Annotated in this window: 14 protein-coding genes; 5 read left to right on the top strand and 9 right to left on the bottom strand. The window is 55.0% G+C overall.

Annotated features, from left to right (window positions below; genetic code table 11):
• Position 1 precedes the first annotated feature (1 nt).
• Genes RAHAQ2_RS08760 through RAHAQ2_RS08750 form a run of 3 tightly spaced genes read left to right on the top strand, consistent with a single transcriptional unit; the run spans position 2 to position 4,493 of the window.
• On the top strand, positions 2-829 hold the full coding sequence (locus tag RAHAQ2_RS08760; RefSeq protein WP_015696882.1) for an ABC transporter permease: 828 nt from the start codon (positions 2-4) through the stop codon (positions 827-829).
• Positions 826-2,469, top strand: coding sequence for an ABC transporter ATP-binding protein (locus RAHAQ2_RS08755; RefSeq protein ID WP_015696881.1), 1,644 nt, complete (start codon positions 826-828; stop codon positions 2,467-2,469). The genes RAHAQ2_RS08760 and RAHAQ2_RS08755 overlap by 4 nt, the downstream gene beginning before the upstream one ends.
• Positions 2,466-4,493, top strand: a complete 2,028-nt coding sequence (locus RAHAQ2_RS08750) for a CocE/NonD family hydrolase (protein WP_015696880.1) — start codon at positions 2,466-2,468, stop codon at positions 4,491-4,493. Before RAHAQ2_RS08755 ends, RAHAQ2_RS08750 begins: the two co-directional genes overlap by 4 nt.
• Before the next feature lie 234 nt (positions 4,494-4,727).
• Here the strand turns inward: RAHAQ2_RS08750 and RAHAQ2_RS08745 are convergent, their stop codons facing one another.
• A complete protein-coding gene (locus RAHAQ2_RS08745; protein ID WP_015696879.1) occupies positions 4,728-5,174 on the bottom strand; it encodes a winged helix-turn-helix transcriptional regulator in 447 nt (148 codons plus the stop codon).
• Between the two features lie 115 nt (positions 5,175-5,289).
• On the opposite strand from RAHAQ2_RS08745, the gene RAHAQ2_RS08740 reads away from it, so the two are divergent.
• Both RAHAQ2_RS08740 and RAHAQ2_RS08735 read left to right on the top strand, forming a co-directional pair.
• A complete protein-coding gene (locus RAHAQ2_RS08740) occupies positions 5,290-6,084 on the top strand; it encodes an SDR family NAD(P)-dependent oxidoreductase (RefSeq protein WP_015696878.1) in 795 nt (264 codons plus the stop codon).
• Between the two features lie 92 nt (positions 6,085-6,176).
• Entirely contained in the window at positions 6,177-6,866 is a 690-nt protein-coding gene (locus RAHAQ2_RS08735) for a fumarylacetoacetate hydrolase family protein (protein ID WP_015696877.1), read from the top strand.
• Positions 6,867-6,885: 19 nt separating this feature from the next.
• On the opposite strand, the gene RAHAQ2_RS08730 is transcribed toward RAHAQ2_RS08735, so the two are convergent.
• The 8 genes from RAHAQ2_RS08730 to RAHAQ2_RS08695 form a co-directional block, all read right to left on the bottom strand.
• Entirely contained in the window at positions 6,886-7,692 is an 807-nt protein-coding gene (locus RAHAQ2_RS08730) for a hypothetical protein (protein WP_015696876.1), read from the bottom strand.
• Positions 7,692-7,889, bottom strand: coding sequence for a hypothetical protein (locus RAHAQ2_RS08725; RefSeq protein WP_015696875.1), 198 nt, complete (start codon positions 7,887-7,889; stop codon positions 7,692-7,694). Before RAHAQ2_RS08725 ends, RAHAQ2_RS08730 begins: the two co-directional genes overlap by 1 nt.
• Positions 7,890-8,085: 196 nt before the next feature.
• Positions 8,086-8,544, bottom strand: a complete 459-nt coding sequence (tnpA, locus tag RAHAQ2_RS08720; RefSeq protein WP_014333746.1) for an IS200/IS605-like element IS1541D family transposase — start codon at positions 8,542-8,544, stop codon at positions 8,086-8,088.
• Between the two features lie 193 nt (positions 8,545-8,737).
• Positions 8,738-10,219 carry an L-asparagine permease gene (gene ansP / locus RAHAQ2_RS08715; RefSeq protein ID WP_015696874.1) on the bottom strand — a complete coding sequence of 494 codons (1,482 nt, stop codon included), beginning with the start codon at positions 10,217-10,219 and terminating at the stop codon, positions 8,738-8,740.
• A gap of 239 nt (positions 10,220-10,458) precedes the next feature.
• A complete protein-coding gene (gene bglG / locus RAHAQ2_RS08710; RefSeq protein WP_015696873.1) occupies positions 10,459-11,298 on the bottom strand; it encodes a transcriptional antiterminator BglG in 840 nt (279 codons plus the stop codon).
• Positions 11,299-11,467: 169 nt separating this feature from the next.
• Entirely contained in the window at positions 11,468-12,865 is a 1,398-nt protein-coding gene (locus RAHAQ2_RS08705; RefSeq protein ID WP_015696872.1) for a glycoside hydrolase family 1 protein, read from the bottom strand.
• Between the two features lie 22 nt (positions 12,866-12,887).
• Positions 12,888-14,762, bottom strand: coding sequence for a PTS beta-glucoside transporter subunit IIABC (gene bglF / locus RAHAQ2_RS08700; protein ID WP_015696871.1), 1,875 nt, complete (start codon positions 14,760-14,762; stop codon positions 12,888-12,890).
• Positions 14,763-15,067: 305 nt separating this feature from the next.
• Complete coding sequence (locus tag RAHAQ2_RS08695; protein WP_015696870.1) at positions 15,068-15,841, bottom strand: SDR family NAD(P)-dependent oxidoreductase; 774 nt, start codon at positions 15,839-15,841, stop codon at positions 15,068-15,070.
• Between the last annotated feature and the right edge of the window lie 29 nt (positions 15,842-15,870).

The following is a 15,870-nucleotide window of genomic DNA, read 5'->3' as shown; positions in this document are numbered from 1 at the left end:
CATGAACCGATATTTCATTAACATCCCGCTGTCGGCCTGGATAGGAATTGTGATTATTGCGGTAAACCTGCTGGCGGCTATTTTTGCGCCCTGGCTCGCGCCGCACAGCGAAACCGAACAGGTCGGCGACATCTGGCTGCTGCCTTCCGCCGCCACGCCGTTTGGCACCGACAGCCTCGGGCGCGACATGCTTTCCCGCATTCTTTTTGGCGCACGCACCACCATTGCTATCGCGCTGACCATCACCTTCAGTTCTTTTATTATCGGCATTGTCACCGGCTTTACGGCGGCGATTTACGGCAAATGGGTCGACGTTGTGCTGTCGCGCATCGTCGATACCGTGATGTCGATTCCTGTGCTGATTTTTGCGCTGATCGTATTGTCGGTCATGGGCACGTCGATTCCCGTGCTGGTACTGACCATCGCCCTGCTTGATGCCACCCGCGTGTTCCGTCTGGCACGGCTGGTGGCGCAGGCGATTGTCTGTCAGGAATATGTCGAAGCGGCGCGTTTACGTGGCGAAGGGTTGCGCTGGGTGCTGTTCCGGGAAATCCTGCCTAACGCCCTGCCGCCGTTGCTGGCGGAATTCGGGATGCGTTTTTGCTTCACCTTCCTGTTCATCGCGGGCTTAAGTTTCTTAGGGTTGGGCATTCAGCCACCTTATGCCGACTGGGGCAGCATGGTACGTGACAACGCCCAGGCGATTAACTTTGGTCAGTTCGCACCCTTATATCCGGCGGCAGCGATTGCCCTGCTGACGATTGGCGTCAATCTGGTGGTCGACTGGCTGCTGGCCCGTAACAGCCTGCCGCAGGGAGATGAAGCATGACACGCACGATTTTAGAAATGCGCGGGCTGCGCATCGAAACCCTCGACGGTTCGCCGCTGGTGCAGGATATCTCTCTGAAACTGGCAGCCGGTGAAGTGCTCGGCCTGATTGGGGAATCCGGCGCCGGGAAATCAACCATTGGTCTGGCGGCACTGGGTTATGCGCGTCAGGGATGCCGGATTGCCGGGGGTGAAGTCTTTCTTGATGGCACCGATATCGTCTCTCAGCCTTCGCACATCAAACGCCAATGGCGCGGCAAACGCGTGGCGTATGTGGCACAAAGCGCGGCGGCCGCGTTTAATCCCGCGCTGACCATCGAAAAACAGGTCTGCGAAGGCCCTGTCCGCCACGGTCTGATGAGCAAAGAAGAGAGCCGTCAGTGGGCAATATCCCTGTTCCGCTCACTCGATTTGCCGGACCCTGAAAACATCGGCAAACGCTATCCGCATCAGCTTTCCGGTGGCCAGCTTCAGCGTGCAATGGCCGCAATGGCCATGTCCTGTAAGCCTGATTTGCTGATTATGGACGAGCCGACTACCGCACTGGACGTCACCACACAGATTGAAGTGCTGGTGATGCTGCGCAAACTGGTGCGCGAATTCAATACCGCCGCGCTGTATATCACCCACGATCTGGCCGTGGTCGCCCAACTTGCCGACCGGATTATGGTGCTGCGCCACGGTAAAGAAGTGGAAACCGGCAGCACGCAGACCATTCTGGAAAATCCGCAGCAGGAATATACCCGCCGACTGGTAGCGGAGCGTGAACACGCACTGACGCCGCTGACCGGCGGCCATGAAACGGCCGGTCAGCCATTGCTGACGATGCGCAAACTCAGCACTGGCTACAATGGTAAGCGGGTGGTACATGACGTCAGTCTGCAACTGCCGCGTGGCAAAACGCTGGCGATTATCGGCGAATCCGGCAGCGGCAAAAGTACGCTGGCAAAGGCGCTCGTTGGCTTGCTGGCGGACACCGAAGGCACGGTAGATTTCGACGGCATGTCGCTTTCGCATAATTTCCATCAGCGCAATAAAGAAACGCTGCGCCGCATACAGATGATTTATCAGTTGCCTGACGTGGCGCTCAATCCGCGCCAGACCTTGCTGGATATCATCGGCCGCCCGCTGACATTCTATTTCGGCATGAGCAAAAAGCAGGTACGCGGGCGCGTGGAAGAATTACTGCGACTCACCGAACTGCCAGTCAAACTGATCGACCGTCGCCCCGGCGAACTTTCCGGCGGGCAGAAGCAGCGCGTTTGTATCGCCCGCGCGCTGGCCGCGCAGCCGGAACTGATTATCTGCGATGAAGCCACGTCGGCACTCGATCCGCTGGTGGCAGAAGAAGTGCTGAATCTGCTGCGTCGCTTACAGGAACAGCTCGGGCTGTCGTATCTGTTTATCACCCACGATCTGGGCACGGTAAAACGTATCGCCCACCAGGTGGCGGTGATGTATCAGGGTCAGGTCGTCGCCAGCGGTGATACCGACGTAGTCTTCAGCGCGCCAATGCACAGTTACACCGAAAAACTGCTGACCTCCGTACCGGAAATGCGCACAAGCTGGCTGGACGAGGTTCTCGCCCTGCGCGGCGCGGCGCTTCCTGCGGCAGCCATTTCTTCGACAGGAGTCTTATGAGCACCAAACGTATCGTGACTGAATTCCCTCATGCCGTCACCGTGACTGAACATCTGTGGATCCCGCTGAGCGACGGCACACGCCTCGCTGCCCGTCTGTGGTTGCCGGATGACGCTGAACACCAGCCGGTTCCGGCCATTCTCGAATACATTCCTTACCGCAAACGCGACGGCACCCGCACCCGCGATGAACCGATGCACGGCTTTTTCGCCGGTAACGGCTATGCCGTGGTGCGCGTGGATATGCGCGGCAGCGGCGAATCCGACGGATTGCTGGCGGATGAATACCTGTTGCAGGAACAGGACGACGCGCTGGAAGTCATTCAGTGGATCACCGGACAACGCTGGTGCAGCGGCAACGTCGGTATGATGGGGAAATCCTGGGGCGGTTTTAACAGCCTGCAGGTCGCAGCCCGTCGCCCTGCCGCCCTGAAAGCCATCATCACCGTGTGTTCAACGGATGACCGTTACCGCGACGATATTCACTACAAAGGCGGCTGCCTGCTTAATGACAATCTCTGGTGGGGCGGCATTATGCTGGCGTACCAGAGCCGTCCTGCCGACCCCGCACTGGTCGGCGAAAGCTGGTACAAAGACTGGCTTAACCGTCTGGAAAACATGCCTTTCTTCCCGGCACTGTGGATGGAACATCCGCTGCGCGATGCATACTGGCAGCATGGTTCGGTGTGCGAAGACTGGTCCGCCATTCAGTGTCCGGTGATGGCCATCGGTGGCTGGGCGGACGCCTACAGCAATGCGGTGTTCCGTCTGATGGATAACCTGAAAGTGCCACGTCGCGCCATTCTCGGCCCGTGGGCGCATATCTATCCGCAGGACGGCACACCGGAACCGGCGATCGGTTTCTTGCAGGAAGCGGTACGCTGGTGGGATCACTGGCTGAAAGGCGAAGACAACGGCGCGATGGCAGGGCCGATGATCCAGACCTGGTTGCAGGACAGTCAGCCGCCATCGGCGATGCGTCCGTTCAGCAAAGGGGAATGGGTCGGATTTGATCGCGGCACCGCCAGCAATATCAATCACAGTCCGCGCTGGCTGACACGCGGCCAGCTCAATACCCAGCCGGACGTTGACGCGGGGGTTATCAATATCTGTTCACCGCAGAATCATGGTCTGATGGCCGGTGAATGGATGGGCGCAGGCGTGCCCGGCGAAATGCCGCCGGATCAGCGTGTCGATGACGGCATGGCGGAAATCTTCGACGGCGAACCGCTGGCTGAACCGCTGACCATTTTCGGCTTCCCGGAATTTACCGTCGAACTAAGCAGCGATAAACCGGCCGCCATGTTGTATGTCCGGCTTTCTGACGTCGCGCCGGACGGTTCGGTAAACCGTGTCACCCACGGCTGGCTGAATCTGTCGCATCTGCATGGCCATGACCAATCTGTGCCGCTTATTCCTGGCCAGAAAGTCAAAGTACCGGTACAACTGGACGGCATCGCGCACCGCTTTGCCACCGGCCACCGGATGCGTATCTCGCTGGCGACCACCTTCTGGCCGATGATCTGGCCGATGGCTGAAGCGGCGACGCTGACCTTAGATTTACACAGTGCGCAGCTCAGCCTGCCGGTGTGCGAGCAACCGGTTTCCATCGACGGCCCGATTGCTGAACCGCAAAGCGCACCGCTGACGCCGCAAACCTTACTGTCACCCGGCCGCGTTGACCGCAACATCACTTACGATTTCCTCACCGACGCCTGGACCAGCGTGACCAACGGTGTGGGTGGCGTTTTCGGTGAAGGCGTTTACCGCTTCGATGATATCGATACAATCGTCGATCACAATCTGCGGCGCGAGCTGACGGTCAGTAACAGTGATCCGTTATCCGCGCGCTATCTGCTGACGCAAACCATGAAGATGGGGCGTGAAGGCTGGTGGATGGAAGCGGAAATCACCCTCGAACTGCGCAGCGACCTGACGCACTTTATCGTCAGCGGCGATATGGTGGTCAGCCTGAACGGCGAGGAAGAGTTCACGAAATACTGGCACGAAAGGATTGCGCGGTAAGGCTTTGTTTGCTCCTGTAAGCCGGGGTTTGGCCTTGCTCCTCCCCCTGCGAAGGGGGAGCCGGGAGGGGGTTTTAAGGGCTGATACCTGGTCAGTGCAAACTTCAACTTATTGATTTCGCTTTAATACCCCACCCCAACCCTCCCCTTCGCAGGGGAGGGAGCCGATCGAGCCATTGCGGGTTTTGCTTTCTGCTCCTCCCCTTCGCAGGGGAGGAGCCGATCGAGCTCTGAATTAAATCTCAGGAATAATCGGCGTAATATCCCGGCTTTCCAGTACCCGCCCGTCCTGCGCATGAATTTCCAGCTTACGCAGCGGCTGGCGGTTTTCACTATCCACCAGTTGCGTACAGGCTTCGCCTTCTTCAAACAAATATTCACTTCCCCACTGCCCCAGCGCGACCAGCACCGGTTGCAGCGCCCGCCCTTTTTCGGTCAGCACGTAATCCTGATACGCCGAGCCATCTGCCGCCGGTTCAATCTTCATAATCCCTTCGGCGACCAGCGCTTTCAGGCGGGTGCTGAGAATGTTTTTCGCCGCCCCCAGACTGCGCTGGAATTCGCTGAATCGCGAGATGCCGTACATCGCGTCGCGGACAATCAGCAATGTCCACCAGTCGCCGATTAAATCCAGCGCACGGCCAGCCGGACACGGCGTGTTTTCCAGACGGGTTCGTTTCATGGCACTTCCTGCTCATAGGGTCGGAAAAAATCTGGTTGCATTATAAAACCACCGGTGCTAAAAATCACCTGGTTTTATTATTAAACCACTTACTCAACACCGCCGAGGTTCTACCATGTCAGATACAATTCGCTCTCAGTCCGTGGCCTTAATCACCGGCGCATCAAGCGGCATCGGTGCCACTTACGCCGACCGTCTGGCGAAACGGGGCTATGATTTAGTGCTGGTTGCCCGTGATGCCGCACGCCTGAAAACCCTGTCTGAACGCCTGCAACATGAAACCGGTGTAAAAATCACCGTGTTGCCCGCGGACTTAACCCGCAGCGAAGATTTAGCCCGCGTTGAGGATTTTATCCGCGCCACGCCGCAGATTTCCCTGCTGATAAATAACGCCGGGGCTTCGCTGAAAGCCGGTTTTGAAAACAGCGACGCCGATGCCATTGAGAATCTGATCACCCTGAACGTCACCTCAGTTGCGCGCCTTTCCCGCGTGGCGTTTGATGGTCTGATCAAACATCCTGACGGCGCGATCATTAATATCGCGTCCGTGATGGCGCTGATCCCGGAATTGCAATCTGCGGTGTATTCTGCCACCAAAGCCTTTGTGCTGACCTTCAGCCAGACGCTGCAGTTTGAAATGGCCGCACGCGGCCTGTACGTTCAGGCGGTGCTGCCTGCCGCGACGCGTACGGAAATCTGGGAACGTTCGGGCAAAAATATCGATGAAGTGCCGGGCGTGATGGAAGTGGGTGAGCTGGTGGATGCCGCCTTGCTGGGCTTTGACCGCAAAGAAAAAGTCACCATTCCGCCATTGCAGGACGAAAAACAGTGGGACGATTTTGATGCCCTGCGCGGTGCGATGGTGCCGAACTTCCTGCAGGCTCATGCCGCACCGCGTTACAAAGCCTGACAGGGACACATTGACCAGTAACATAAATTTACTGGTCAATGTTGATTCGCTTTGCAAATATGTTAATTCGATAACTTTGTGAAGTGAATACGATGACTGACTATGTAATTGCTGCACCTGAAGTTCCGTCTCTCGCCGTCGAAGGCCAGAGCGCCCGTTTCCCGCTGCGCCGCGTGTATTGTGTTGGCCGTAACTATTCCGAGCATGCCCGTGAAATGGGTCATGATCCCGATCGCGAACCGCCGTTTTTCTTTGGCAAACCGGCTGATGCCGTGGTTCCCGCCAGCGGCAATGTGCCGTATCCGAGCCTGACCGAAGACCTGCACTATGAAGTGGAACTGGTCGTCGCGATCGCCAGAGGCGGTAAAAATATTGCCGCTGAAGACGCGCTGTCACACGTCTGGGGTTACACCGTGGGTGTGGATTTGACCCGTCGAGATATTCAGGCACAGGCCAAGAAACTGGGACGTCCGTGGGATTTCGCCAAAGGGTTTGATGCTTCCGCACCGGCGAATCCGCTGCTGCCGGTGAGTCAGACAGGTCATCCGGCGGCCGGTAAAATCTGGCTCGACGTGAACGGTGAGAAACGTCAGCGCGGTGATTTGAGCGACCAGATCTGGCAGGTAGCGGACGTTATCAGCTATCTGTCTCAGGCGGTGGAACTCAAGCCGGGTGATGTGATCTATACCGGTACGCCGGCAGGTGTTGGCCCGGTCGTGCGCGGTGACGTGATCACCGGCGGTATCGAAGGACTGAGTGATTTCAGCTTCACTATCGTGTAATGCATGCGGACGCCTTATTTCAGGCGTCCTTCTCACCAATTTTCCGGGCCATTTCTTCCTCAACCAGCGGAATAAGCTTCCTGAACGCGCAGGCGCTTGAAGGATCAAACAGCGACAGCGTCTCTATCTGGCTCAGTAAAATCACCTTGCGAAACTTCAGTGCACTCACCGGCTCTGACACCGGCGTGATGCCATGTTCCTGATAATAGCGGGCATAATTATGCTCCACGCGCAGCTCCAGCGTTTCTTTATCGCGATAACCGCTGATCATCGGGATCACCACCACGTTGTCCGACGAACTGGTTTCGAACTTTGCGGTATGTACCATGCCGACGTACACACGCCGCGACTGTAACGTGATGAACACCATATCGCCCTCTTCCATACACTGGTACAACAGCCCCTCCACGCCGTTGGCGCGGGTGAGTTGTTTGTACAACTGTCGGCGTCCGGCCGTATTGAGGCGCAGGCCCGGCGACCAGGTGGTACGTACCAGACACAGCATCACGGAGACCGCGAGCATAATAACTACCGGTGCCTGAATGCCTAAAAAACTCCAGTTGATAAAATCACGCTGGTAGTGCACATCCTGATGCAGATGTGGCAAGGCAGGCAGCCAGTTGATGACCTCGGAAATCCCCCACAACGCCAGATACACCAGCGCTATCACCAGCACGCCCTGCAGGACAAAAATACAGCCATACAGCGCCACCAGAAAATAGACGTCCCAGCCGAAGGTGCGTTTAAGTTTGAAGCGTGATGAGATGTCTCGGGTGGTATACCAGTAGCCGCAGACCATTAAGACCATGAAAACCGCTGTCGCCATTACAGTACGCTCATGCGTTTGACGTGGCGGGCAAAGTCTTCCTGCATCTCCTGATTGGCAAGATTGACGGACGCCGTGCCGTTTTCATCAATCAAAATACGCTCGCCTTCTTCCAGCGTGTCTTCCATGTCAGCGTTACTGAACAGCCCGAGGAACTTTTCCGGGCTGGAGAATAGGTGTAAAACAATTTTCAACACAGGCTTGCCTCTCATAACAAAAGAATAAGCCTAGTCAAAGGAGAGAGACGCTGTGCCTGTTTCGGATTTTTTTACAGTGCGGAAAGAATAAATATCCTCCGGCATAGCCGGAGGTTTTTCATATGCGCCTGTAAGGCTCTGTTACCAGCCGCGCCCTAACAGGCGCATAGCAATCTGACATTTGCATCCAAATTCGTTACTTACCGCCCGTAAACGGGCTCCCTGGATACGGGATTGATAACTGTTCCCCTAGTTTATCCTGCTCCAGTTGGTGCTTTATGTATTCCTGGATCTTCGATGTATTTTTACCCACTGTATCTACATAATACCCTCGGCACCAAAACTCCCTGTTCCTGTATTTGAATTTAAGATCACCAAATTGTTCATATAGCATCAGACTACTTTTGCCCTTCAGATACCCCATGAAGCTCGATACACTCATCTTCGGCGGGATTTCCACAAGCATATGGATGTGATCTGCACAGCATTCTGCTTCCAGAATGTGCACATTTTTCCATTCACACAGTTTTCTTAAAATACTCCCTACTGCACGGCGTTTCTCGCCGTAGAAGACCTGCCTTCGGTATTTAGGCGCGAAAACTATGTGATATTTACAGTTCCATCGGGTGTGCGCTAAGCTCTTTTCGTCCCCCATTGGGACCCCCTTTTGATTTCTTGTTTGACCAATGCAGTTGCCAGACCGCAAGGTGTTTTAACAAATCAAAAGGGGTTTTTATATCCGGCTCAAAGCTGGAAGCTTTACGGAACCCCCAGCCTAGCTGGGGGTTTTCTATAGACAAAAAGGGCCGCCTTTATGGCAGCCCTTTGCTGAAAATTTGCGAAACAAATTACTGCGCTTCAACACTTTTCTGATGCGCTTCTTCGTGTGCAGCCTGTTCGGCATGCACTTCAGCAGCACGTTTGCGCAGACCAATCCAGCCCAGGACCAGCAGGAGGATCAGCACCGGGATGGTCGCCACCGTGTAGGTGCCGTTCGGGTAGTCAAATGCCATCAGGATCAGCACGCCCGCCAGGAACGCCAGCGTCAGCCATGAGGTTACCGGTGCCCACGGCATCTTGAAGGAAACGTCTTTCGCACGCCCTTCCTTGATGGCGGTACGCAGTTTCATCTGACAGACAATGATGAAAGCCCATGAACTGAGAATGCCGAGTGACGCAACGTTCAGGACGATCTCAAACACTTGTGAAGGTACGTAGTAGTTGAGGATAACACCGATGACGTAAATGCCGACAGTGACCAGAATACCGGCGTACGGCACCTGCTGGGCACTCATCTTCGACATAAATTTCGGTGCTGAACCGCCCATCGACAGGGAGCGCAGAATACGACCGGTGGAATACAGACCGGAGTTCAGGCTTGAGAGCGCCGCCGTCAGCACCACGATATTCATGATGGTTCCGATGTAAGGCACGCCCAGCTTACTGAAGAAGGTGACAAACGGACTTTGTCCCGCCTGATACGCATTCCACGGCAGCAGCAGCACCAGCAGCACCACGGAGCCGACGTAGAACAAAGCAATACGCCAGATCACACTGTTAATGGCTTTCGGCAGCACTTTCTCAGGATCTTTGGTTTCGCCCGCCGCTGTCCCAACCAGTTCAATGGCCGCAAATGCAAAGACCACGCCCTGCACCAGAACCAGCGCCGGTAACAGCCCGTGCGGGAAAATACCGCCGTTGTCGGTGATCAGATGCAGGCCGGTGGTGTTACCGTCCAGTTGTTTGCCGGTGCCGAGGAACACCACGCCAACGACCAGGAAGATAGCGATCGCCGCCACTTTGATCAGTGCAAACCAGAATTCCATCTCAGCAAACCACTTCACGCCGATCATATTCATGGTCGCCACAATCGCCAGTGCGCCCAACGCAAACATCCATTGCGGAACATCACCGAAGGTTCCCCAGTAGTGCATGTACAGAGCCACTGCGGTGATATCGACAATGCCGGTCATCGCCCAGTTAAGAAAATACATCCAGCCTGCTACATAAGACGCTTTTTCACCCAGAAACTCACGGGCATAGGATACGAAGCTGCCGCTGGTCGGACGGTGTAAAACCAGTTCACCCAGGGCACGCAGAATAAAGAATGAGAAAATACCACACACCGCATACACGATAGCCAGCGCCGGGCCAGCCATCTGTAAACGCGCACCCGCGCCGAGAAACAGACCGGTACCGATAGAACCACCAATGGCAATCATCTGAACCTGACGGTTGCCCATACTCTTGTGATAACCGTGATCGTGCGAGTCCAGCCAGCGCCGTTTAGCCGCGTGCTTCGCCTCTGCCGTTTTCTTATGAGACTTCATTATGAGTTGTTCTCCAAAATAACCTTCACCTGACGCCGGGTGCTGCAAGCAAACGATTGCAAGCCCCGCCGTTTATGGGGTTTACCCACTGTAGTTTTTTTAGCCGGAACTGTTTTGGTGCAATAACGGCGAAGGATGCTACCTGTTCTCACTAACCGTGGCAAAAAAAACCGTCATTAAAAATTGTGAACAGTCATATTTCGCGATGCAAATTTTGCGTCTGCGTGCGGTCAGGACGATTATTTTGGCAGACTCTCTTTTCTCACCCGTTCGATATTAATGGAGAGATACATAATTTCTTCCGTGGTCAGTTCGCGCTGATATTGCGCGGCCAGATAATCGCCGATTTTTTCCGCGCACAACCACGCCTGCGGATAATTCTCTTTCACCGCCACATGCAGGGTCATGTCGTCGTCGGCTACCACCGTGCGGCTGAGCATGCGCTGGGCGAAGAATTTAAGATGGGTGACGAAACGCTGGTAGCTCAGCGACTCTTCGTCATATTCGATACGCAACTGATATTTCACCAGGTTGAGGATTTCCTGCATCACGCGGGTGATCTGCGCCACTTCAGGCATTTCGCCGTTAAGCTGTGCATTGACCAGATGCAGGGCAATAAAACCGGCTTCATCTACCGGCAGCCGCACGCCGAGACGCGAATCGATGATCTCCAGCGCTTCCAGCCCGAGGGCATATTCTTTCGGGTACAGACGGCGGGTTTCCCACAATAAGGCGTTGCTGATCGGCACGCCCTTCTTCTGACGTTCAATGGCAAAATTGCAGTGATCGGTGAGGGCGATATACACGTTTTCCTGTAATTTCCCCAGCCGCCCGCGCGCCAGCGAAATAATCTGATCACAGGTGGCCATCACTTCCATCGGAATATGCGACAACAACTCCGTCAGATGTGCGACCAGTTCGTCATTCTGCAGGGCGAAGATTTTCTCGATTTTGCTGCCATCCAGTTCATCCCCGGCTTTTTTCATAAACGCCAGCCCGCGCCCCATAACCACCTGTTCGCGTTGCTGTTCGTTGACGACAACCACCACATTATTATTGAGTATTTTGGCGATTTTCATTGCAACTCCCTGAAAAGAAAAACCCGATCGTCCGCACGGATGATCAGGTTTTGTCTGCCGCAGTCTGCGGTTCTGCCGGGTAATTTTACCAGATCCGATCCGCCGTCAGGGGTAAATTTTGCACTCAGAACGTGACGATGGCCTTAAGTCCCTCAAGACAGGGAGCAGATCAGGACGTTAATGACGCACCGTTTGAATTGATCACTTCCTGATACCAGAAGAAGCTTTTCTTACGGCGGCGCTCCAGCGTGCCATTTCCCTGATCATCGCGGTCGACGTAGATATAACCGTAGCGTTTGGAGAATTCCGCTTTCGAGGCGCTGACCAGATCAATCGGCCCCCAGCTGGTGTAACCCATCACTTCCACACCATCTTCAATGGCTTCACGCACCTGAACCAGGTGGTCATTGATGTACTGAATACGGTAATCATCATGAATACTGCCGTCGGCTTCGACTTTATCGCGCGCGCCCAAACCGTTCTCGACAATAAATAACGGTTTCTGATAACGGTCATAAAGCTCGTTCATTAAGAAGCGCAAGCCTTCCGGGTCAATCTGCCATCCCCATTCCGAACTTTGCAGATGCGGGTTCGGCACCATATTTAATATATTGGCCCGCGCTTTAATATTTTGTTCTTCATCCGTGGTGACACAACCGGTCATGTAATAACTGAATGAGATAAAATCGACGGTTTCTTTTAACGCGGCTTTATCTTCAGCCGTAATATTTATTTCCATACCCCGGTCTTTAAAGAAACGCCGCATATACGCCGGATAGGCGCCACGCACCTGCACATCGCCGAAGAATAACCAGTCGCGGTTTTGCTGCAAGGTTTCCATCATATCGGCCGGTTTGCAGGTCAGCGGATACAGCATTCCGCCAAGCAACATGTTACCGATTTTACCGTCAGGAATGATCTCGTGACAGGCTTTAACTGCTTTGGCACTGGCAACCAGCTGATGGTGGATGGCCTGATAAACTTCCTGCTTGCTGCTGTCTTCCGGCAACCCGACGCCGGTGAACGGCGCATGCAGCGACATATTTATCTCGTTAAAGGTCAGCCAGTGCTTCACTTTATCTTTATAGCGGGTGAACACGGTACGGGCGTAATTTTCAAAGAAACCGATGGTGTCGCGGCTGCCCCAGCCACCGTGTTTCTTCACGAGGCCATACGGCATTTCGTAGTGCGAAAGCGTCACCAGCGGTGTAATACCGTATTTAGCCATTTCATCAAACAGGCGGTCGTAGAATGCCAGACCCGCTTCATTCGGCTGTGATTCATCACCCTGCGGGAAGATACGCGTCCAGGCGATTGAGGTACGCAGCACGGTAAAACCCATTTCGGCGAACAATTTCATGTCCTGCGGATAACGGTGATAGAAGTCGATGGCAACATCTTTCACGCCGAAATCCCCTTCCGTACGTTCCTGCACCGGACCGAAAACGCCCTGCGGTTGCAGATCGGATGTGGATAAGCCTTTACCGTCTGTCAGGTATGCCCCCTCCACCTGATTGGCTGCGACGGCTCCGCCCCATAAGAATCCGTTTGGAAATTGTTTGTTCATATGAACCTCCAGGCTCTGTTCGTTAGCGTAATAAAGTCAGTAAAGGGGTCTGTTCGCGGGCATCCTGCCCGACACCGGCCGGAATGACGTCAAGATAATCATCACTGTTGGTGACAATCACCGGTGTAGTCAGGTCATAACCCGCATCCGTAATGCCCTGCAAATCGAATTCCAGAAGCAGATCACCCTGTTTCACCACCGCATCGACAGCAACGTGTGGCGTAAAGAATTTGCCGTCGAGTTTCACGGTGTCGATGCCGACGTGGATCAAAATTTCTGCACCGCTTTCCGATTCAATTCCGATGGCGTGATGGGTTTTGAACAGTGAAACCACCGTGCCATCCACCGGTGACACGACTCTTCCGCTGACAGGCACAATGGCCACACCTTTACCCAGCAGGCCGCTGGCGAATGTCGGATCTTTTACTGCCTCGAGTGCGATACACGAACCGCTCATCGGACTGGCAATCAGCGTTTTGCCACGCGGTGCCTGGATGGCTTCCGCTTTGGCTTTTTCGCTGACTGCCGGTGCGACCGCTTCTTCTTTCATCCCGAAGAAATAAGTCGCCAGTGCGGCAAACAGTATGGCAACCAGGGTACCGGCAATCGCCGCAGTCACCGTGTTATTAAACCCTGCCGGCGGAATAATCTGGGTGAAGGTGAAAATACTGGCGAAACCGAAGGAGTAGGCAGTAGTCTGGAAATAGCCGAGGATCGCCGCGCCCAGCGCCCCGCCGATGCAGCCGAAAATGAACGGACGGCGATGCGGCAAGGTGATGCCATAGACCGCCGGTTCAGTAATACCGAAAATCCCGGCGCTGATCGCCGACCCTGCCAGCGCTTTGGTACGGGCATCTTTGGTGCGCAGCATCACACCAGCGACCGCACCGACCTGCCCCATCACCGCAGGCAGTAACAGCGGAAGCATGGTGTCATGGCCGAGCACGCTGAAGTTGTTGATCATCAACGGCACCAGCCCCCAGTGCAAACCGAAGATCACACAAACCTGCCACAGAGCGCCCATAAAGGCCCCCGCGACCATCGGGCTGACGTGATAAACAAACTGGTAGCCATTGGCCAGTTGCTGACTGGCCCAGGTCGCCACCGGTCCGATAACCAGGAATGTCAGCGGCACTATCACCATCAGGCAAATCAGCGGTGTGATGAAGTTACGCAGCGCACCGGGCAAAATTTTCATCGCCCGTTTTTCCAGCCAGCTTGATGCCCACGCGGCCAGAATCACCGGGATGACCGAAGAGGCATAATTGATAAAGACCAGCGGGATGCCGAAGAAATGCTCGCCCTGTGCGCCGGGCTGCTGCGCATTAAAGGCGGCGATCATCAGCGGGTGCACCATCGCGCCGCCAATCATCATGGTCACAAACGGGTTACCACCGAATTTTTTACCGGCGGTATATCCAATTACCAGCGGGAAGAAATAGAACATAGCGTCGCTGGCGGCGAACCAGACTTTATAGGTCCCGCTTTCAGGCACCATCCAGCCACAGGCCAGCGCCAGTGCCAGAAAACCTTTCAGGATCCCTGATGCGGCCATAATGCCGATAAACGGCGTGAATATGCCTGAGATGACATCAATCGCCCTTGCGAACAAACTGCCTGTGTCGCCGGTATCGTCATCACCACTTTCGGAAAGCGCGCTGCCTTTCACCAGTGCGTCATACACCGCACCGACGTGGTTGCCGATCACCACCTGAAACTGACCGCCGCTCTCGACCACCATGATGACGCCCGGATTTTCTTTCAGCCCGGCGGCATCAGCTTTGCGGGTGTCTTTGAGTTTAAAGCGTAAACGGGTAGCGCAATGTACCACGCTGTTAACGTTGTCCTTTCCGCCCACTCTGCGGAGAATTTCATCGGCTAATGTTCTGTATTCCATAATGTCATCTCATCAGAGTAATGGCGTCGTGCACGACATTGCCGTTGTGTTTCAAAGGGGCGGCCGGCCCCTGAATTCAGGCCAAAAAAAAACCTAAACTTCTCATTTCTTCGCCATATACAAAGAAATGAGAAATTTAGGTTTTGCCTGTCAGACAGTAACAATCCTGCTTTCTGAACCGGATTCTCTGGCGAATCGTAAACAGAAACAAGTCGTAATATCCGCCGGATGATGAAATTGTGATCGGCTTCAGATTTTATGCAGACAGACACCCGTCCCTGGGCCTCCGTCTTTTTTCGTCTTATCTAGCGCAGCCCTGCCACCGTGAATCCGCCATCCACCAGCAGATTCTGACCGGTCACAAACCTCGCTTCATCACTGCACAACCACGCCACCACATCGCCGACATCTGCCGGTTGGCCCACGCGCCCTGCCGGGGTCATACGCACAAAAGGGATCAGTGTTTCTTCATTGGCTCCCAGCCGCCGCGCCATGGGGGTATCGATAATGCCGGGATTAACGTTATTGATGCGGATATTCTGCGCGCCGGTTTCCAGTGCTATAGCGCGGATCATCGCGTCAAGTCCGCCTTTGCTGGCGGAATACGCCGCAGAGCCAATACTTGCTCCGTGCGCCAGCCAGGAAGAGGTATTCACAATCGCGCCGCCACACCCTGCGGCAGTCATGGCTTCCAGCTGATATTTCACGGACAGCCAGACGCCTTTCAGATTGGTGGCAATCACCCGGTCAAATTCTGCTTCTGTCATGTCACTGACCGGCGCAAAACCTTCCACACCCGCGTTATTAAACGCGGCGTCCAGTCGCCCGTAATGCGCCAGCGTCGCGGCAATAAGGTGCCGGACCTGTGCGCTGTCTGACACATCGGTCGGCACCGCCAGGGCATCACCGCCGCGTTCACGGATCATCATCACCGTTTCCTGCAGTTCTGCTTCCCGCCTGCCTGCCACCACGACGTTCGCACCATCGCGTGAAAATGCCAGTGCGGCCGCCCGCCCGATGCCCGAACCGCCGCCCGTGACCAGCGCAACCCGCCCCTGTAACCGTAATGTCTGAGACATGTTTTCTCCCGTTGATGAATGTTCCGAAC

The organism is Rahnella aquatilis CIP 78.65 = ATCC 33071 (genome assembly GCF_000241955.1).
GTDB classification, from domain to species: Bacteria; Pseudomonadota; Gammaproteobacteria; order Enterobacterales; family Enterobacteriaceae; genus Rahnella; species Rahnella aquatilis.
Note: the sequence above shows the minus strand (reverse complement) of the source record. Positions and strands in the feature narration are given on the sequence as shown.